Origin of the sequence: Oryzifoliimicrobium ureilyticum, assembly GCF_037199735.1 — a bacterium.
GTDB lineage: Bacteria > Pseudomonadota > Alphaproteobacteria > Rhizobiales > Rhizobiaceae > Rhizobium > Rhizobium ureilyticus.
This window is the reverse complement of sequence record NZ_JBBBVQ010000001.1, coordinates 506,643-524,705: the sequence shown is the minus strand read 5'-3', so window position 1 is coordinate 524,705 and position 18,063 is coordinate 506,643. Positions and strand designations below refer to the sequence as shown.

The following is an 18,063-nucleotide window of genomic DNA, read 5'->3' as shown; positions in this document are numbered from 1 at the left end:
ACAGGCGATTCAATCGCGGTTTGTTTCGTTTCCCCATAATTCCTGATTGAAACTGCCACCAATTTGTCGCGATTTTTCGCGAAATCCTTCTCGAATCAGAAATAATTGCTATTTCGCCAAGAGGAGGAAAACGAATGACAACGAAGAGCACGAGCACCTTGCAAGCAGCCAAGCCCGACCTGAGCACGCATTATCGTCCGCTCGGCCTGAAGGCAGTGTTGGCAGCATCGATGATGGTCAAGCGCAAGCCTTCACTGAAGACCGCATAGGCAATATCGCATCTCCTGGACCAGATTTGCGACCCTGCCGACACTATCGAAGATGAAGTGCGTCCTACCGACAGACCCGCATCTCGGCGGGTTTAAGGAACTTGAGCAGGTCTCAGAAAAGACTGAGCTGGCGCTTGTCACCTGTCAAACGCGATGCGGTGGACGCAGCCTGCTCTACTGTCTCCGGCTCTTGGAGATCAGGCCCCATATTGGCGACCTTGTTCACTTTGTCGGAAACAGGGATCGCCTCAAAGAAGTCTTCCTCGACGGGCTCCATGAGATCCGCGATATAACGGGGCTCCTGGGTTTTACAATCCAACCAGCGATCAAAATCTTCTTGTTTGATAACCACAGGCATACGTTCGTGAATTGCAGATATCGATTGGTTTGCCTTTGTGGTCAAAATGGCCGCCGTATCAACTTCCGACCCATCGGCGGATGACCACGTTTCCAGCAGACCGGCAAATGCAACAATGCCACCGCGACGCGGCCTTAACCAGTAGGCCTGCCCTTTGGCTTTGGTCTCTTTTGCGGGCCTATGCCATTCATAAAAGCCTGATGCCGGGATCAGTACACGCCGGTGGCGCATCGCAGCGCGAAAGGATGCCTTGCCAATGGCTGTTTCCGCGCGCGCGTTGATCAGCAAGGGAAACTCCTTTGGCTCTTTCACCCAGCCGGGTAGAAAGCCCCATCGCGCAAGGATCGCCTGACGTTGCGAGACATTACGGCCTTTCTCAAGAACTTCGCTGGCTAGTACGACGAGGATAGGCTGTGTCGGTGCGATGTTATAGCGCGCCGGGAATTCATCCAGGTTGATGCCCGAAAAGAACTCCTCGACCTCACGACGTTGGGCAGTTAGCGCATAGCGTCCACACATGCCACTGTCTTTGCATTGCCCTTTGGGAGCGTCAAGCCCAGATCATTATGAGATAAGCCAAAGGAAGAAAAACTCGCTTTAGCTGACTTCCGGAGATCGCAACGCGATCAAAAGTATAGGATTATCTGGATGCACCGAGTCAAACTCTGACGATAAACAAGCGCCTCGGCCGTCTTCTCAATAGCCGTTGCAATCATCCAAGAGAAAGACCCCTATGAAAATCCTCGGACCTCAGGCTGCCTCATCGGCGATTTTGCGTCGAGATGGACAATTTCTTCTCGTTCTCAGGCAAAATCCTCCTTCCCAACATATGTACGCCTTTCCTGGCGGACGCGCTGAGCCTGGAGAGATACCTGCGGAGACCGCTCTACGGGAATTTTACGAAGAGACAGGCATCAAGGCTCATTCCCCTCGCCTCTTCAAGACCTATGACCTTAAAACTCATTCAGCTGACGGCGCTGTAACAAGTCATTTCTTTCTTTCCGTGTTCGAGGTCGAGGCGCCACTGGATGCTGTTGCACGAGCTGCCGATGATGCCGCGGCCCTCGGCTGGTATTCGCTCGAGGACATAAGGCGGCTGCCAACACCACAAAGCGTGCTGGAATGTGCGGAATTGCTGGCTCACCGCTAACCTTAACAAGAATAAAATTTTAGAAATGCGATTTTCGCCTTGTTGAAGCCATCACAACCATATGAACTATGCTTCAATATGATTCCAAATCACCGCCTTTTTCTGATCTTTTGCATAGCAGCCGTGCTTTCCAGCGTGGCGCAGGCTGAAGATAAGAAGAACCAAGTGGAGCCTCAGCTCCCACAGCAGCCGCAGGCTGCACCCTACGACGAAAAACTACTGCGTCTTTCCGAGGTTATGGGTTCGGTCCATTATTTGCGCACCTTGTGCAAAGCGAATGACAAGCAGGATTGGCGCAATATTGTTCAGCAGATCTTGGAGAATGAAACAAAAGGCGAGGAATTAAGGAAGCAGCGCCTGACCGCGGCTTTTAATCGCGGCTACCGAGCATTTGCGTCGGTTTATACTGATTGCACCCCAGCCGCGGTCATGGCAGAAGAGCGCTACCGTAACGAAGGCGCAACACTCGCCGGCGAAATTACATCGCGCTTTGGAAATTAACCTCTAATTAACCTCTTTTCGCATGCGGCCGTGTCGTTTTGGGAAAAGCCTGATAAGGTTGTTAACCTGGTAGTAATGATGCAGTTCGAGGAAAAAAACATGGAGCGCAGCCTCAACGACATCGACGACATGATCGTCCATGAAAAGATGCAAGCGGCTCTGGAGTACCACAACGAAGCGTGGGCCGACGGAATGGCTGACGGCATCGAGCCGGAAATTATCGCCGATACGGCGATTATTCACGCCTTGCGAGAAACAATTCGTTTGCACGGTGAAAAGAACGCCGAAGCCTTGCTTGATTCTCTACGCGAGCGGATGCTAGCGGGTGAATTCTCGCCGAATCGTACCCTTCAATAGACCGGTGGCTCATGCCCGCGTTCTCGCATAAATTTCGACATTCCGTCATTCTATCGGCCAGCCTTGCCATAACGTTCTCGGGCTTCTTACCGGCACAAGGCGCTTATGCCTTGTCCGAACTGCAGAAGGTGCCAGGTCAGAGCGAACCGGCAAAGCCAGCGGACAATGCAGCGCCTGCGGCAGGAGAGCAGAAGCCGGCAGCCCCTTCAGCAGAACGTACGCCTGGGGCGAGCGATGCGGCTAAGCCGGTTGAGGTCATCTACGATATTTCGAAAGCGCCGGAACCGGTAAGACGCATGCGCGAGCAAATCGTCGAGGCGGCTGCATCAGGCGATCTCGAGCGTTTGCGTCCCTTGTTTGGTACCGGCGCCGACCGCACGCAGGTCACCGTCGGCGAACCCAGCAACGACCCAATCGCCACTTTGAAAGACGTCTCGGGCGATCCTGACGGTGACGAAATCCTCGCAATCATTCTCGACATCATCTCAACCGGCTTTGTCCATGTCGGCAAAGGGACCAGCGAGGAAATGTATGTCTGGCCCTATTTCGCGGAGAAGGATCTGAAGCAACTGTCGCCTCCAGAACGAGTCGAGCTTTTGCGGATCGTCACCGCGGGCGATCTCGCCGACATGCAGGAATTTGGGGGCTATAACTTCTACCGTATCGGGATTACGCCCGATGGAAAATGGAAGTTCCTGACGGCAGGTGATTAATTCTTGTTCTGACGCTCTTAAAGACTTACCTCTTTGACAGAACATAAAAGTCAGGTTGTCTTTGATGACATCGGTATTTCTAAAAGATCGCGTCACGATTGAGGTCGGAGGCAAGGATGCTTCCGATTTCTTAAACAGCATTATTACGACAGATGTAAGTGGGTTGGCGGCTGGTGAGGCCCTTCCAGGTGCGCTGCTCACGCCGCAGGGCAAGATCCTGTTCGACTTTCTCATCTGGAAAGACCAGAACATCTTTATCCTGGAAACCGACAGATCACAACGAGATGCTCTCCTCAAGCGTCTGACGATGTATTGTCTGCGCGCCGCCGTCGATCTTAGGCCTGGTGCAGCGGAAGGCGTCATGGTGTCGTGGAACCAGGCGCTCGATGGCACGAAGGACCTGCGGTTTGCGAAAGCCGGTGTGGAGCTGACGCGCAATCTTTGCTTTGATCACATGGAAGGTGACGACGTCTCGGCCTATGATGCGCTTCGCATATCTGCGGGAATTGTTCGGTCCGGTGCCGATTATGCCCTTCAAGATGCCTTTCCACACGACGTCATGATGGATCTGAATGGCGGTGTGTCTTTCTCTAAAGGTTGTTATGTCGGTCAGGAAGTCGTTTCGCGGATGAAACATCGGAGCACGGCGCGCCGACGTGTCGTCATCGTCTCCGCCCTCTCTACGCTTCCTGTTGCGGGAACGCCAATTACGGCCAATGCCAAACCAATCGGGGTCATAGGCTCTGTCGTCGATACTGAAGGTCTGTCGGTTGCAAGGATTGATCGCGCTGGCGAAGCCATGGCGGCAGGCATCCCCCTCATGGCAGGAGACCTCGAGGTCAGGTTGGAGCTGCCTGCCTGGTCTGGGTTGTCGTTCCCGACATCCGTAGACGAGGCAAGTGCTTGATCGGCAAGACGTCGCGCGCCTGGCAGCGGATGCTTTCCGGTCGAAGGCTTGATCTCCTCGACCCATCTCCGCTCGATATTGAACTTGCCGACATCGCTCACGGCTTGGCGCGCGTTGCTCGCTGGAACGGCCAAACGACTGGCGATCACGCTTTTTCCGTGGCACAGCACAGCCTCGTGGTCGAAGAAATCTTTCGTCGCTTGCATCCTGATGCAAAGCCTGACGAGTGCATGATGGCCCTTCTGCATGACGGGCCGGAATATGTGATTGGCGATATGATATCTCCGTTTAAGGCCGTCGTTGGCGGCGGCTATAAAGCCGTAGAGCATCGGCTGGAAGCTGCCATTCATCTTCGCTTCGGGCTGCCCGCCCATCCGCCGCTGGAATTGAAGAAACAGATCAAGAAGGCGGACTTTATCGCCGCCTATTTCGAAGCAACGGAGCTTGCTGGATTTTCGACGATGGAAGCCGAAAAATTCTTCGGCAGGCCTCGACTCATAAGTCGGGACTTGCTGCACCTCGCTCCTATGCCGGCACCTCAGGCACAAGCAGCATTCTGCGCCCGTCACGCTGAAATAGAGCAAAAGCGAGCAACTACGCCATGACGAGGCTGATTATATCGCCCTTGGCGCGAATTGCCGAAATGGCGGTTCGTCATAAGGCACGCGAAATGATCAGCCTGATGGCAAAGGAACAGAGTTTTCATCGGCCTGCCGTTATCAACCCGCAGCGCCATCTGCTGCTGGCCATGAATGACATTAGTTTCAAGGGCACGGGAAACCTCATTGCGCCGGACGAACTGCACGTTCAACGGATCTTTGACTTCGGCAAGGAGTGGGATCGCTCCTGTCCTTTGCTGATCCACTGCTGGATGGGCGTGTCGCGGTCGCCAGCGGCTGCGATCGCATTGGCTGCATTCCTGTTTCCCGACCTCGCTGAAGAGGAGATCGCCGTTCGGTTGAGAGCTGCCTCACCTTTTGCAACGCCCAACAGCCGCATTATCGAAATTGCGGATTCGCTTCTCGGTCGGCAAGGAAGGCTGGTTCGCGCCGTGCAAGGGATCGGCCGCGGCAAAGAAGCCGATGGCAATGCGCCGTTTGTTTTTGACCTTACCAGCAAGAATCGCCTTCGAGAGGTTGACGGGATGCTTGATCGCCCCACCTTGGACTAAGTCTGAAACTCCCAATAGAATCTAAGGCATGGAACAAGCAGAAAACGTAATTGTGGCTACGCGCACAGCGCTGAGCCAAGCGAGTGCTCTGGCGGTTCAATACTCCTTCTCTGTGGTTGGTGCGATCGTATTGCTCATCATCGGATGGGCATTGGCAAGAATTGTTTCCCGTTGGGCGCATGAAGGTTTGCGCAAAATACGGGGGATCGATGAGACGCTGGCTCGTTTTGCGGCAACAGTGCTTCGATACGCCATTCTCATCCTGGTTTTTGTGACGGTACTTGGCCAATTTGGCGTCCAAACGGCATCGATCGTCACAGCCCTCGGCGCCGCAGGCCTGGCCATTGGACTTGCTTTGCAGGGAACGCTGCAGAATATCGCAGCGGGCATCATGCTTCTCGTCCTGAGGCCGCTCAGAGTGGGCGAATATATCAGCACGAGCCAAGTAACCGGCACGGTGCAAGATGTGGGACTTTTTGCAACGGAACTGCGAACGCAGGACGGTGTCTATATCCTTGCGCCGAACTCGACTCTCTGGAACACGCCGATCACCAATTACAGTCGGCACTCCACGCGCAGAGAAGATTTTCAGGTCACGCTCTCGAAAAGCGAAGACGCGCGTCTGGCCAAGTCTGTTTTAGAAGGACTTCTCCGAGACGATGATCGCATCAGCAAGAAGCCGCCGCCAAAAGTCTTCGTCAACAACGCAGGAGGCGATAAAGTCAGTATGACGCTTCGCTACTGGGTCCGTAGCGGAGAGTGGGAGAATGTTCGAAACGATCTGGTCGGAAAGGCCGAGGCTGCGATGGCGGAAAAGGGTCTCACTATTTTATAGTCGCAATAATACCTTCCTCGGATGACGAGTTTGTCGCGGACACATTGATCTTCAAGGGTGTTCTCGAGAACCGGAACGTTTCCGAACTCCGGCGGTTTATGTCCTCTAGGAGGTGATCAAATGCCGCTGCAGGACTATCGCGACACATTGTTGCAATGCTTATCGACTCTCAATGCTTTCAACACGCGGCCACAGGAGTTCTCGCGCTTCAGATGGCGTGCGATCTATATGACGCGCAGTCGTTTCTGTTATTTCTTCCGCGGGAGGTTCAATGGCATCGACGTCAGTGCCGAAGCTCAGCAGATGGATCTGCACACTGGGGTCGTGACCAATATACCCTGGACATCGGCTCCCTTATATGGCGCAACCTTCGCCCTCAATGAAGCGGTCACGGTGTACGACGGACGCCTGAAGTCTGTTATTGAAGTCGCGCATGCCTTTAGCGAGAACGACGAGCATAGGTTTGAGCCGGAATTTTTCTATGTGAAGACGGATCTAAGCTATATCTCTGACGATTGGCGCCCCGGTTTCGTTGCAGATCCTCGACTTCATAAAAACACGAACCTGATCTTCGTTGGTTTTGAGGATGGAAATGCAGCCGGCCAGCTTGAAAACACTCGTCTTGCGTCTTGGATGTCTAACCGTAAACCTATTGCTTCGGCAGATTGGTATGCCGAACGCTATTATTACGAATGATCGAGAAAACGCTTAACCTTGTTGAAAATGTGTCAACCTCTCAGGCGTACACCGTTCCTGAAAATGATATCACCCACACATCGGGTTGGATGTATGGGGTGATGGAAAACACGCAATAGATATAGTTCAGGCAAGATAGTCTGTATCATACTGCCCATAGGTGGAAGCGTAAAGATCGGAATTTTCTACCATACCACCTTCCTCAGACGCTCCGCTTTCCAGCATATAAGCGAGTACGCCGTCTGAGACTTTGGTGCCGCGAGACGAGTCACGCCCATTATCTTCGTTAATTTGCTTAAGAAGGCCTGGCTTTTCGTCTGCAGCACGTTCGCTCCGGCTGAGCACGCCATCACTATTCCGGTCCAGGCGCGCAAGCGTACCCAGATAGGCATATGACGTTTTGGACACCAGCTCTGCGCGTGCCATACAAACCTCCGTTCACTGCTATTAGTGATGGTTGTACGCAATACGAATCGTGGGAAGATCAACGAATCTGTCGGTAAACTGATTTGCCGCATACGTCAATAAGCTGTTAACTGTCGGTTAAGGAAGCTTGACAATGTGCTAAAGTCATCACACGGAGCCTTTCGCAAAAAACGCCTTTTCCAATTGCGACTCTCCATGCCCTTCATTAGGTCTTCAGAGACAAAGAGGGGAGTTGATATATTGAAACCGGACTTTTTCTCACCTTATAGCGAGTTGGCCGTTCAGCTTCTTCCCGGGAATCAGGTCGGCGGCGACGGTGCCCATGATCTGTCGCATATCATCAGGGTCTTCAGGAATGCCATGCGCATCCATGCCATCGAGGGCGGCGATGGGCGCATCCTGTCTGCAGCAACGTTTTTACATGATTGCGTCGCAGTGGAAAAGAACTCGCCTCTGCGTGAAAAGGCATCCGCACTTGCGGCAGAGCAGGCCACCGTTATCCTCGCCTCGCTAGGCTGGACCGAGCCGGATATCAAGGCCGTTGCTCATGCTATCCTCACGCACAGTTTCTCGGCGAACATTCCTCCTGAAACCATCGAGGCAAAAATTCTTCAGGATGCAGATCGGCTGGATTCAATCGGCATCGTTGGAGCAAGCCGCTGCTTCTACACCGGCGGAAGAATGAATTCAGCGCTCTATGACCCGTTCGATCCATTGGCAAAAGCGAGAGACCTGGACGATAAGCGCTATTGTCTGGACCACTTTGAGACAAAGCTGCTGAAGCTATCGCAAGGCTTTCAAACAGAAACGGGGGGCCGAATGGCAAAAGAACGCGATAAACGGCTGCGTGATTTCCTTAGCGCGTTTCTCGATGAAATATAAGGACGCCTTCATGCGTATCGACAGTCTTTTCATTTATCCTCTCAAAAGCGCGAGAGGGATTGGTCTTCGAAATTCAGACATTGACGTCTTTGGGCTCACTGGCGACCGGCGAGCAATGCTGGTCGATGAAAGCGGCCACTTCATCACGCAGCGCGAAGAACCGAAACTTGCCCAATTGGCTGTTCATATTGAAGGCGCAGTTTTGAACCTGTCGGCCGAAGATGGCTTTTCCGTCCGCGCAGCTTCTCGCGCGGATGATCAGCGCATGGATGTTGCGATCTGGCGATCGGTTGTCAACGCAGCGCTCTGCGATGACCATAGCTGCGACGCATTGTCGTCCTGGCTTGGACGTCCGGTTAAGCTCGTTGTCTTCGACGAACGATCCGAACGGATTGCGAGCCAAGAATGGGCTGGCGACGGCACCCCGGTTTCTTTCGCTGACGGCTACCAGATCCTCGTTACCACGACCGCTTCGCTCAATGCGTTGAACCGCGAGTTGGCCGAGCTCGGCATTGGCTCAGTCCCGATGGCGCGGTTTCGTCCCAACATCGTGATCGATAGCGACACGCCGTGGGCGGAAGATCGCTGGGCGGCCGTTGAAATGGGCGGTATTCGTTTTGACTTCGTTAAACCATGTGCACGCTGCATCATCACGACGCAGGACCAGTTGACCGGCTCACGCGACGTCCCCGACCCTATGGCTGCCATGGGGCGAATTCGTATGTCCGCAGACCGCCGCGTGCCAGGCCCTCTTTTCGGTTGGAACGCTGTGCCGCGGGGCGTCGGAACGCTTCGGGTCGATGACGAAGTAAAGGTTTTAGAACAGCGGCCAGACGGTTGGCCCTTGAAAGCGCGACGTTGAACCTCAACGCATTTCCCGTCCATCGCGCACCATGATCCTTCGTCATGGCGGCATTGGGCGACGCCTGGTACTGAACCCGCCGAAACGCTCCTTTTGATGACGACGCGGAATGCGCGCCTATAAAGCGCTTTGCGGTCCTGCCCTCAAAGCTTTCAAGGCAGAACGTATGAAGCCTTCGCGCTCCGCCGGAGGGGCAAGCCCACGCGGCTCGTAAACGTGGCGATTGAGGAAGAAACTGGTGAGTTGGAAACCCGCTTCCAGGCTCTCTTGATCAGCTGCACTTGCGGCCCCCTCTCCGAGGAAGGACGGCAGGACAAGCATGCGATTCTTCCAGGGCGCGGCAGCTTCACGGTTAACTGCCCTGCCTGACTTCGGTGAAACATAGGCAAGGTCGGTTCTAAGGCCAGTCGCTGCGCATTCAGTAAGATCCAAACCAAAACCGAGATCATTGAGAACCGCAAGTTCGAAGCGGATAAAGAGTTCTCCTGCCTCGGAAGGATTGTGTAGATGGTCGAGAATGATTGCCAGCGCTTGGAAAAGATGCGGATGCGGATCCCGCTCAGGTAGGAGCCGCAAGAGCGCGGCCATTGCCTGGATGCCATAGACAGCAGTCGGCGTTTCCATCAGTCCCGCCGCGCGCAATTCAATGGGCTCGACTTTGAACTCTCCAAGATGCTCGTCGAGGCGGGCACGCCAGGTTGCCTCAACAACATTGCCTGGCTGTAGAACAGGCTGCAACGACCGCGATCTACCACCCCGCACGAGCCCGAGATGGCGACCGCGTACGGGCGTCATTACTTCGGCAATGACACTTGTTTCGCCATGCCGACGTATGCCGAGGATGATGGCTCGGTCCTTCCACTCCATCTAAAAATCCCAACGAAGAGAGCAGCGACGCTGTTACGCGTTTCTTGCGTCTTCATACAGCATCGGCTCTTCATCCGAAATCAACTTTGGGCCAGCTTACCGCAGTGTCAAAGATCTACCTCAGGCGCTTCGCATACTTCGATGCGTAGCGCGAAAAGCGAGATGTCGAAAAAGTCGAAAAATGAGCAGACAGGCCTCACAGGTCGCGATTTACCGAGAGTTTCGCAAGGAAGCTCTGCATCGTATCCTCATCGAACGGCTTCACCAGAAGCGGCACATTTTGAAGATCTTCCGGGAAATCCTGCGTATCGGAGTAACCGCTGACAAAGCCGAAAGGTACCTGCTGTTCGGCAAGGTGGCGTGCGAAATCAAAGCTCATCGCTTCGCCAAGATTGACGTCCAACAGAGCAAAATCATATTTTTTCTGACGGATGGCATCCATGGCCTGGTCATGCGTGTTCACGATGTCGATAGAACCGACGCCGTTCGCCCGCAAAATATCCTCGGTCTCTAGAGCAATGATCAGGCTGTCTTCTAGAACAAGAACACTTGCAGCCATTAAACGCCGCCCTTGCGCCCGTCGGCCCACCTGGAACTATAGCACGTCGTGTTCATATTCTTCTCTGCTTCAAACCAAAAACGGCCAAGTGGCGAAATCTGGCCACTGGCGCGTCAAAACCTCGTAAGTATCAACTGCGTATTGTGCCCGGGCACCGCTTCGGCATTAAATTGACCTTAGTGGGATTTAGATGTGATTGCATTTAAAAAAGACATGGTAATTAACCAGCCGTATCGCCCGAACGATGGGAAATCTCTTTTTCGAGGGTCAAACGCGCTTCCGTGAGTATTAAGCGCATCATCTCGTGCGCCATGCGGATCTCGTGCGCTAAACGAATGGGCGCTTGCCCTCACCAAGTCCTGTCCACCCCGCGACCTCGAGCAAGCCCTCAGGGTCAAGAATTTCACATCCACGCTCCTGCCATCTCAGCAGGCCCTTCGAAGAAAGCTTTTTCAATGTCTTATTGGTGTGCACGATCGATAAGCCGAGGGTGTCGGCAATATGTTGCTGTGTCAGTGGGATAAATCGCCTCTCATCAAAAAGCTCAAGCCGCCGGCCCCGCTCAAAGATGAATGCGATCAAATAGGCTGCCCGCTCCAGTGCGTTACGACGACCGATACTCAAAAGATGCTCGTCCAGTATCCGCTCTTCCTGGGCAGCAATCCAGGTGATGTCAAAGGCAAGAGACGGATGCAGATTATAGAGTGTCAGCAAACGCTCGCGTTCAAAAACGCATAATATGACGGGCGACAGAGCTTCGACCGAGTGCTGCATCTCGCCCATTATTGAGCCTTGCAGCCCGACGAGATCACCAGGCATGAGGTAGTTGAGGATTTGTCGACGCCCGTCTTCAAGCGTCTTGTAACGGAAGGCCCAGCCCGACAGCATCGTAAAAAGATGCGCGCTGTGCGCACCCTCGACAAGAATAGTTGACCCCGCTTCTACAACGAGTTCGCCCTTCTTGAAACGCGATACGAACTCCAGTTCGTCTGCGGTAAAATCCCGGAGATGAGTGATTTCTCTCAGAGGACATTGTTGGCAAGGAATACGGAAGGATTGATTCTGCCTGGATAGTGCCATGCCCCATTTGCCCTATATAGAAAAAGGCGCCGTCCGGAGACGCGCCAATTCCTGCTTGCCCTTATTTGCCCCGGCCTAGGCCGTTGAACATTCACGATATCGTTAGAGCCTAACGATCACTTAGGCTACTCCCCCGACAGCCCAAAATCATCTTTAAGATGAACGCCAGACCACGCGTCCGTCAATGGCATTCCGAAGAATTCGATGCGGTCTTCCCGAAGTTAGTAGTCTTTCGTCATCAAGCGCCAGATCGAATCGCTCAAATCACTTTTTTCGGTCGCAATCCGCGTCAAACTCTAATGCGGAAAATCCAGTCCCATCTCGCGGAAGCGTTCCGGATCGTCTCCCCAATTCTCCCTGACCTTCACGAATAGAAAGAGATGCACAGGTTGCTCAAGGATTTCAGACATTTCACGACGCGCGGCAGATGAAATTGCCTTGATCGTTTCGCCGCCTTTGCCGAGTGCGATCTTCTTTTGGCTGTCCCGCTCGACGTAGATGACCTGTTCGATTCGTACCGAACCGTCTTTGCGCTCCTCCCATTTCTCAGTTTCCACGTGAGAAGAGTAAGGAAGCTCCTGATGGAGACGTAGGAACAGTTTCTCGCGCGTAATCTCTGCCGCAAGCTGACGGAGCGGCAGATCGGAAATCTGATCCTCTGGGTAATACCAGGGACCTTCCGGAAGGGTTTCCGACAGATAATCCATGACGTCTTCGCAGCCAGAACCGTTCTCGGCCGATATCATGAACGTCCGCTCGAACATGATTTTCTCATTAGCCGCGGCAGCCAACGCCAGGAGGTCGTCGCGTCGAACGCGATCGATCTTGTTGAGAACCAGGATTTTCGGCTGACGAACTTCTTTCAATCCTTCGATAATGGCCTCTGCATCACCTTTTAGACCGCGTTCGCTGTCAATGAGCAGCATGATCAGGTCCGCGTCCTTGGCACCGCCCCAGGCGGAGGTGACCATTGCGCGGTCGAGACGACGACGCGGTTTGAAAATGCCGGGCGTATCCATGAATACGATTTGCGTGCGTTGATGCATCGCAATGCCGCGCATCACGGCCCGGGTTGTCTGGACCTTGTGGCTGACAATGGAGACCTTGGCGCCTACAAACCGGTTAACGAGCGTCGATTTGCCGGCATTGGTTGGACCTATCAATGCCACAAAACCCGAGCGGGTACCTGCAGCATCGGATGAAACTGCATCTTGATTGCGGTTATCTTCGCTCATTCTACTCGTTTCCGGTTTTCGGCCAGACGCCTTCGCGTTCCAGCATTCGGGTAGCGGCAACCTGCTCTGCAGCCCTTTTCGACCGTTCTACCCCCGTTTCAGGCGCAACGCCATCGACTTCCACAACAACGGTGAAGCGCGGCTCGTGATCCGGCCCACTTCTATCTTCGACGCGATATGTCGGCGTCAGGCCGAACTTGGCATGCGCCCATTCCTGCAGCTCGGTTTTCGCGTCTCGGCGTGCACCGTCCGCTTTCGCCGCGCGGCTCTGCCAGTATTTGAGGATAAAGCGCCGTGCGACTTCAAGCCCGCCATCGAGATAGATTGCAGCAATAAGGCTTTCCACGACATCGGCGCGAACGTTCATCATCCGCTTTCCGGTCAATTTCTTGACGTCGGATCCGGTGCGAATGAACTTATGAAGGCCGATTTCGTCAGCCACTGCAGCACAAGTTTCAGCACTCACCAACTGATTCAAGCGAACGGAAAGTTCGCCCTCCGCGGCACTGCCGAACGTGCGGAACAACAACTCGGCAATGCAAAGACCGAGGACGCGATCACCAAGGAATTCCAAACGCTCGTAATTGCCGCCTTTTTGTGCGCGAGCGCTTGCATGAGTCAAGGCACGATCAAGTCGTCCCTTATCCTCGAAATGGTGGTCGATAAGACCTTCGATCGCTGCACGTTCCTCAGCAGAAAGCGTCTGAGGTTTCGTCATTCAACAACCTTGAAAAGACGGTCCCAACGCATATTCGCGGGCCATTTCCAGATTTCCTTGAACGACGTGTCATTACCGAGCGAGAAAAAGATAATGCTGGCGCGACCGACCAGATTTTCCGCGGGAACCATGCCAACGTCAAATCGGCTGTCCAGAGAATTGTCCCTGTTATCGCCCATCATGAAATAATGGCCTTCAGGAACGATGAACTCCCGAGTGTTATCGCCGCGTGAATTCGGAGACTGATCGAGCGTGTCGTAGGTTTTCCCATCATCGAGCGTTTCGCGGAAAACCGGTACGTCCTGTCCTGGATCTTGAGCATAATCCGACGTGAATGAGCCGTCCGGAACTTTGGGAACCGGCTTACCATTGATATACAAGACGCCATCCGTGACCTGAATGTGGTCGCCGGGCAGACCGACTACGCGCTTGATGTAATCGATGCTTGGATTAGGCGGGAACCTGAATACGACGACATCCCCGCGCTGCGGCGCACCCGCAAAAATGCGGCCATGGAAGAGATCGGGCGAGAACGGTAAAGAGTACTTTGAAAAACCGTAGGCAAATTTGTTCACGAATATATAGTCGCCGACCAGCAAAGTCGGCATCATTGATCCTGATGGAATCGTGAAGGGCTGGAACAGCACCGTTCTGATAACCATTGCAAGGATCAACGCCTGAACGATGACTTTAACATTTTCCCAAAGGGCGTTTGGCTTTGCCTGGACTTTCTCGGACACGCAGTCTGTTCCTTCAATGCGCTAACGCGCAATCTTTCGTTGGCTCTCTATTAACGGTTCAGCTTGCCGGGGGCAATGGCGACTACATTAAAACGCCGTCATGCAGATTTTGGCAGCGCCTCTATGATAACAAAGGCCTGAGCCAACGGATAATCATCGGTAATTGTCAAATGTATGAATGCTTCAAATCCTGCAGGCACCATAGCAGTTAGGATGACGGCAGCGCCGCCTGTTAGCTGCATCGTCGGCTTGCCTGAAGGAAGATTGACGACACCCATGTCTTTCCAGAAGACGCCCTGCGCTATTCCCGTTCCAAGCGCTTTAGAACAGGCCTCTTTCGCGGCAAATCTTTTCGCATAAGAAGCCGCTCTATTGGCACGGCGATCGGATTTCTGGCGCTCTACATCCGTAAAGCAGCGATGCGTAAATCGTTCGCCAAAACGATCCAGTGATTTTTCAACTCTTCTGATGTCGATGAGATCGCTGCCTATCCCGATGATCATACGGTTTCCGGCCCTGCATGTTGGACCTGCAGACGGGCACGCCGCATGAGCCGCGCCTTGCGCCGCGACTGAAAGCCGCGCACGGCGTAGAATGTGATAATGTAAAAAAGGACGGCCGTAACAAGTCCAGGCGGGATGGAACCGATCAACATAGGTTCAATGACAGGACGCCAAAGCTCAGTGAAATGCATCTGGTGAAACATGGCAGCAAGATCAATCGTCTGGCCGGCCATTTTGTCCTCTCGACTCATCATGAGATGGCCGACTTCCCATGTAACGCCCCAAATGAAAGGGTAGGTGAACGGGTTGCCGAATGTGGCGCATCCAAGAGCGGCCGAGACCATATTTCCGGAACAGAGATAGGCTATGGCAAAAGCCATAACAAAATGGACGCCAATGAAAGGCGTCCAAGACACAAACGCGCCAGCGGCAAACCCCATGGCAATTGCATGTGGGGACGCGGTCAGGCGCGCGAGACGGAGAAATATGTAGCGGACTGGGCGGGAAAGGCCCTTTCGGGGCCAAATGGCACCCCGTAACTTTTCCTTGAAGCCAGCCGGCTTGCGACGTCGAAACAACATGCTGACTATCTACAGCAGGCAGGCGCGCCGTGACAAGAGAGCGCGGCGATATCGCCTGCGACTGAGAGCATCATTCAATGGGCACCAGCTATGCGCCCACCGCATTCTTCATTTACGCTTCATTAACGGTTGCGGAAAAGGCCGCGATCAACCTGACGCTGACGATATTCCAGATCGATACGATCGTAAGAATTGTTCAAATAAGCCATTTCACGATCTTCAACGCTAGGAGCGCGTAGTGCACGGGTCAGTTTCTTAATAGGTCCAAACATTTCGTCTACCTCGTTTGCTTCACTTCGATGAACAGAAGATAGCGAGTTAGATGACCACTTACCAACGTTCTTCGTCCTGCTCAGCCATGCGCAAAATGCATATCAATGGCAATGAATGCTCAGAGTGAGGCAGAAACGATTATGATTTAGGCAGTTCTCTTATTCATAGAGTCGCCGAACGGTGGCCACGCTCTCCATTTCGGAAAGCTGCAGGAGAAGCTGATTCAACTGACGTAGATCCCAGACTTCCACATCGAGCTGCAGCTCCGTGAAGTCAGCAGCGACGCGTACGGTATTTAGCGAGCGGATATTGACATCGAGTCCTGCAACGGTTTGAGCAAGCTTGGCCAATGAACCAGGTTCGTTCAACGTATTCACCATGATACGAGACATGAAACGGGACTTGTTTGCCTCGTCCAGATCCCAGCGAACATCGATCCACCGGTTCGGCTGTTCGTCAAAACGCTGAAGAGCCGGCGACTGGATCGGATAGATCGTGATGCCGGACCCCTCCTCGACGATCCCTACAATGCGGTCACCCGGAACCGCACCTGTAGGCGAAAAATGCACCGAAAGGTTTCCCGATATCCCGCGGATTGGAAGATGCGCACCAGCCCCCTCCCCATCCAACGACGTCTTCGCCGCCCCGGGGATCTTGAAGATCATGCCCGAGGCACTTGGCACGTTGAACCAGCCGTCGTCGCCACTTGGCGGCTTTACGCTCACGCGCTCATCTTGGTGATCCGGATAGACGGCTCGCAAGACATCAAGCGATGACAATTCACCTCGCCCGACGGCCGCGATCGCATCTTCAACGTCCTTCTGGCCGAGCCTGTGTAAGATTGGCTTCATTCCGTCCCGCGAGAAAGTCTTGCCGGAACGCGTAAAGGTTCGCTCCAGGATTCGATAACCGAGCCCAGCATATTGTTTTCGAATTGCAAGTCGCGTTGCACGGCGAATGGCTGAACGTGCCTTCCCGGTCACAACGATTTCTTCCCAGGCCGCAGGTGGCACCTGAACGCCCGAGCGAATGATTTCGACCTCGTCACCATTTGCAAGGCGTGTGACGAGAGGCATGATCCGTCCATTGATTTTGGCGCCCACGCATGTATCGCCGATATTCGTGTGAACGGCATAGGCAAAATCGATGGGTGTTGCGCCGCGCGGGAGAGCGATCAGCTTGCCTTTGGGTGAAAAGCAGAAGACTTGATCCTGAAACAGTTCCAGCTTCGTGTGCTCTAGAAACTCCTCGGGGCTATCTCCCTCGGCAAGTGCTTCGATCGTATGACGCAGCCACGCATAAGCGTTGGATTCCCTTGCTCCCGTTTCATCGCCGCTTGCCGCACCATCCTTATAAAGCGTATGGGCAGCAATCCCGAATTCCGCAATCTCATGCATGCGGTTCGTTCGGATCTGCAGTTCGATTCGCTGCCTCGAAGGACCGACGATGGTCGTATGCAAGGAACGGTAGTCATTCTGCTTCGGCGTGGAGATGTAATCTTTGAACCGGCCGGGTACGACACGCCAACGCGTATGTACGATACCCAATGCGCGATAGCAGGAGGGAATGTCTTCAACAATGATGCGGAAACCATAGACGTCTGACAGTTGCTCGAAGGACAGCGACTTTGACTGCATCTTGCGGAAAACAGAGTAAGGTTTTTTCTGCCTTCCTTTAACAAAGGCGGTCGCGAGACCATTGGCAACGAGCAGATCGCGTAGCTCGTTTTCGATCTTTTTGACAAGACCTTCATTGCGCGTCGACAATTCATCGAGACGCTTGGTGACCGTCTCGTAAGCTTCCGGATTGATATGGCGAAAGGAAAGCTCTTCAAGCTCCTCGCGCATATCTTGCATACCCATGCGCCCTGCCAGAGGGGCATAAATATCCATCGTTTCTTCTGAAATGCGCGCGCGTTTTTCCGGCGGCATATGGTCTAGCGTACGCATATTGTGCAGGCGGTCCGCAAGCTTGACCAGCAACACCCTGACATCATCAGAAATTGCCAGCAAAAGCTTGCGCAGGTTTTCAGCCTGCTTGGCCTTTTTCGTCACGAGATCAAGCTTCTTGATCTTCGTCAGGCCCTCCACAAGCCGCCCAATATCCTCACCGAAAAGCTCGTCGATCTCGGCTCTCGTGGCCGTCGTATCCTCGATCGTGTCATGCAGCAGCGCTACTGCGATCGTTGACTCATCGAGATGCATATCCGTGAGAATGGCAGCGACCTCAAGCGGATGCGATATGTAGGGATCACCGCTCGCGCGCTTCTGCTGTCCATGCTTCTGCATCGCATAGACATAGGCTTTGTTCAGCAGAGCTTCATTGGCATCGGGCTTGTAACTTTGTACCCGCTCCACGAGCTCGTACTGTCGCATCATTC

Annotated in this window: 24 protein-coding genes; 12 read left to right on the top strand and 12 right to left on the bottom strand. The window is 53.7% G+C overall.

What is annotated here, in order from left to right:
- Positions 1 to 134: 134 nt before the first annotated feature.
- Positions 135 to 269, top strand: coding sequence for a hypothetical protein (locus VQ830_RS02520; protein WP_337266469.1), 135 nt, complete (start codon positions 135 to 137; stop codon positions 267 to 269).
- Between the two features lie 112 nt (positions 270 to 381).
- On the opposite strand, the gene VQ830_RS02515 is transcribed toward VQ830_RS02520, so the two are convergent.
- Entirely contained in the window at positions 382 to 1,146 is a 765-nt protein-coding gene (locus tag VQ830_RS02515; RefSeq protein WP_337266468.1) for an SOS response-associated peptidase, read from the bottom strand.
- A 214-nt stretch (positions 1,147 to 1,360) separates the two neighbouring features.
- Between VQ830_RS02515 and VQ830_RS02510 the strand changes: the two genes are divergently transcribed.
- From VQ830_RS02510 to VQ830_RS02470, 9 genes are all read left to right on the top strand, one after another.
- Positions 1,361 to 1,777 (top strand): NUDIX hydrolase, encoded by a 417-nt coding sequence (locus VQ830_RS02510; RefSeq protein ID WP_337266467.1) that lies wholly within the window; start codon positions 1,361 to 1,363, stop codon positions 1,775 to 1,777.
- Between the two features lie 78 nt (positions 1,778 to 1,855).
- Entirely contained in the window at positions 1,856 to 2,278 is a 423-nt protein-coding gene (locus VQ830_RS02505; protein WP_337266466.1) for a TIGR02301 family protein, read from the top strand.
- Positions 2,279 to 2,377: 99 nt separating this feature from the next.
- Positions 2,378 to 2,635: a hypothetical protein gene (locus VQ830_RS02500; RefSeq protein ID WP_337266465.1), complete on the top strand. Its 258-nt coding sequence runs from the start codon at positions 2,378 to 2,380 to the stop codon at positions 2,633 to 2,635.
- Positions 2,636 to 2,646: 11 nt separating this feature from the next.
- Positions 2,647 to 3,348 carry a hypothetical protein gene (locus VQ830_RS02495; RefSeq protein ID WP_337266464.1) on the top strand — a complete coding sequence of 234 codons (702 nt, stop codon included), beginning with the start codon at positions 2,647 to 2,649 and terminating at the stop codon, positions 3,346 to 3,348.
- Between the two features lie 64 nt (positions 3,349 to 3,412).
- Entirely contained in the window at positions 3,413 to 4,255 is an 843-nt protein-coding gene (gene ygfZ, locus VQ830_RS02490) for a CAF17-like 4Fe-4S cluster assembly/insertion protein YgfZ (protein ID WP_337266463.1), read from the top strand.
- Between the two features lie 29 nt (positions 4,256 to 4,284).
- On the top strand, positions 4,285 to 4,860 hold the full coding sequence (locus VQ830_RS02485; RefSeq protein WP_337266624.1) for an HD domain-containing protein: 576 nt from the start codon (positions 4,285 to 4,287) through the stop codon (positions 4,858 to 4,860).
- Entirely contained in the window at positions 4,857 to 5,426 is a 570-nt protein-coding gene (locus tag VQ830_RS02480) for a tyrosine phosphatase family protein (RefSeq protein WP_337266462.1), read from the top strand. The genes VQ830_RS02485 and VQ830_RS02480 overlap by 4 nt, the downstream gene beginning before the upstream one ends.
- A gap of 28 nt (positions 5,427 to 5,454) precedes the next feature.
- The gene (locus tag VQ830_RS02475) at positions 5,455 to 6,261 is read left to right on the top strand and encodes a mechanosensitive ion channel family protein (RefSeq protein WP_337266461.1); all 807 of its coding nucleotides are present in this window, start codon (positions 5,455 to 5,457) and stop codon (positions 6,259 to 6,261) included.
- A 120-nt stretch (positions 6,262 to 6,381) separates the two neighbouring features.
- Positions 6,382 to 6,957: a hypothetical protein gene (locus VQ830_RS02470; protein WP_337266460.1), complete on the top strand. Its 576-nt coding sequence runs from the start codon at positions 6,382 to 6,384 to the stop codon at positions 6,955 to 6,957.
- A gap of 126 nt (positions 6,958 to 7,083) precedes the next feature.
- Here the strand turns inward: VQ830_RS02470 and VQ830_RS02465 are convergent, their stop codons facing one another.
- Positions 7,084 to 7,383 carry a hypothetical protein gene (locus VQ830_RS02465; RefSeq protein WP_337266459.1) on the bottom strand — a complete coding sequence of 100 codons (300 nt, stop codon included), beginning with the start codon at positions 7,381 to 7,383 and terminating at the stop codon, positions 7,084 to 7,086.
- A gap of 195 nt (positions 7,384 to 7,578) precedes the next feature.
- Between VQ830_RS02465 and VQ830_RS02460 the strand changes: the two genes are divergently transcribed.
- Together VQ830_RS02460 and VQ830_RS02455 are read left to right on the top strand one after the other, a co-directional pair.
- Positions 7,579 to 8,265 carry an HD domain-containing protein gene (locus tag VQ830_RS02460; RefSeq protein ID WP_438617142.1) on the top strand — a complete coding sequence of 229 codons (687 nt, stop codon included), beginning with the start codon at positions 7,579 to 7,581 and terminating at the stop codon, positions 8,263 to 8,265.
- 10 nt (positions 8,266 to 8,275) lie between these two features.
- Positions 8,276 to 9,127: an MOSC domain-containing protein gene (locus VQ830_RS02455; RefSeq protein WP_337266458.1), complete on the top strand. Its 852-nt coding sequence runs from the start codon at positions 8,276 to 8,278 to the stop codon at positions 9,125 to 9,127.
- A 117-nt stretch (positions 9,128 to 9,244) separates the two neighbouring features.
- On the opposite strand, the gene recO is transcribed toward VQ830_RS02455, so the two are convergent.
- The 10 genes from recO to VQ830_RS02405 form a co-directional block, all read right to left on the bottom strand.
- A complete protein-coding gene (gene recO / locus VQ830_RS02450; RefSeq protein ID WP_337266457.1) occupies positions 9,245 to 9,994 on the bottom strand; it encodes a DNA repair protein RecO in 750 nt (249 codons plus the stop codon).
- Between the two features lie 196 nt (positions 9,995 to 10,190).
- Positions 10,191 to 10,553: a response regulator gene (locus tag VQ830_RS02445; RefSeq protein ID WP_337266456.1), complete on the bottom strand. Its 363-nt coding sequence runs from the start codon at positions 10,551 to 10,553 to the stop codon at positions 10,191 to 10,193.
- A 327-nt stretch (positions 10,554 to 10,880) separates the two neighbouring features.
- Positions 10,881 to 11,633, bottom strand: a complete 753-nt coding sequence (locus VQ830_RS02440; RefSeq protein ID WP_337266455.1) for a Crp/Fnr family transcriptional regulator — start codon at positions 11,631 to 11,633, stop codon at positions 10,881 to 10,883.
- A 296-nt stretch (positions 11,634 to 11,929) separates the two neighbouring features.
- Positions 11,930 to 12,868, bottom strand: a complete 939-nt coding sequence (era, locus tag VQ830_RS02435) for a GTPase Era (protein WP_337266454.1) — start codon at positions 12,866 to 12,868, stop codon at positions 11,930 to 11,932.
- 1 nt (position 12,869) lies between these two features.
- On the bottom strand, positions 12,870 to 13,586 hold the full coding sequence (gene rnc, locus VQ830_RS02430) for a ribonuclease III (RefSeq protein ID WP_337266453.1): 717 nt from the start codon (positions 13,584 to 13,586) through the stop codon (positions 12,870 to 12,872).
- Entirely contained in the window at positions 13,583 to 14,326 is a 744-nt protein-coding gene (gene lepB / locus VQ830_RS02425) for a signal peptidase I (RefSeq protein WP_337266452.1), read from the bottom strand. Before lepB ends, rnc begins: the two co-directional genes overlap by 4 nt.
- 98 nt (positions 14,327 to 14,424) lie before the next feature.
- Positions 14,425 to 14,829, bottom strand: a complete 405-nt coding sequence (acpS, locus tag VQ830_RS02420) for a holo-ACP synthase (protein ID WP_337266451.1) — start codon at positions 14,827 to 14,829, stop codon at positions 14,425 to 14,427.
- Positions 14,826 to 15,410, bottom strand: coding sequence for a DUF2062 domain-containing protein (locus VQ830_RS02415; RefSeq protein ID WP_337266450.1), 585 nt, complete (start codon positions 15,408 to 15,410; stop codon positions 14,826 to 14,828). The genes acpS and VQ830_RS02415 overlap by 4 nt, the downstream gene beginning before the upstream one ends.
- A gap of 122 nt (positions 15,411 to 15,532) precedes the next feature.
- On the bottom strand, positions 15,533 to 15,682 hold the full coding sequence (locus VQ830_RS02410) for a DUF3563 domain-containing protein (protein ID WP_337266449.1): 150 nt from the start codon (positions 15,680 to 15,682) through the stop codon (positions 15,533 to 15,535).
- Between the two features lie 159 nt (positions 15,683 to 15,841).
- Complete coding sequence (locus VQ830_RS02405; RefSeq protein WP_337266448.1) at positions 15,842 to 18,061, bottom strand: RelA/SpoT family protein; 2,220 nt, start codon at positions 18,059 to 18,061, stop codon at positions 15,842 to 15,844.
- Between the last annotated feature and the right edge of the window lie 2 nt (positions 18,062 to 18,063).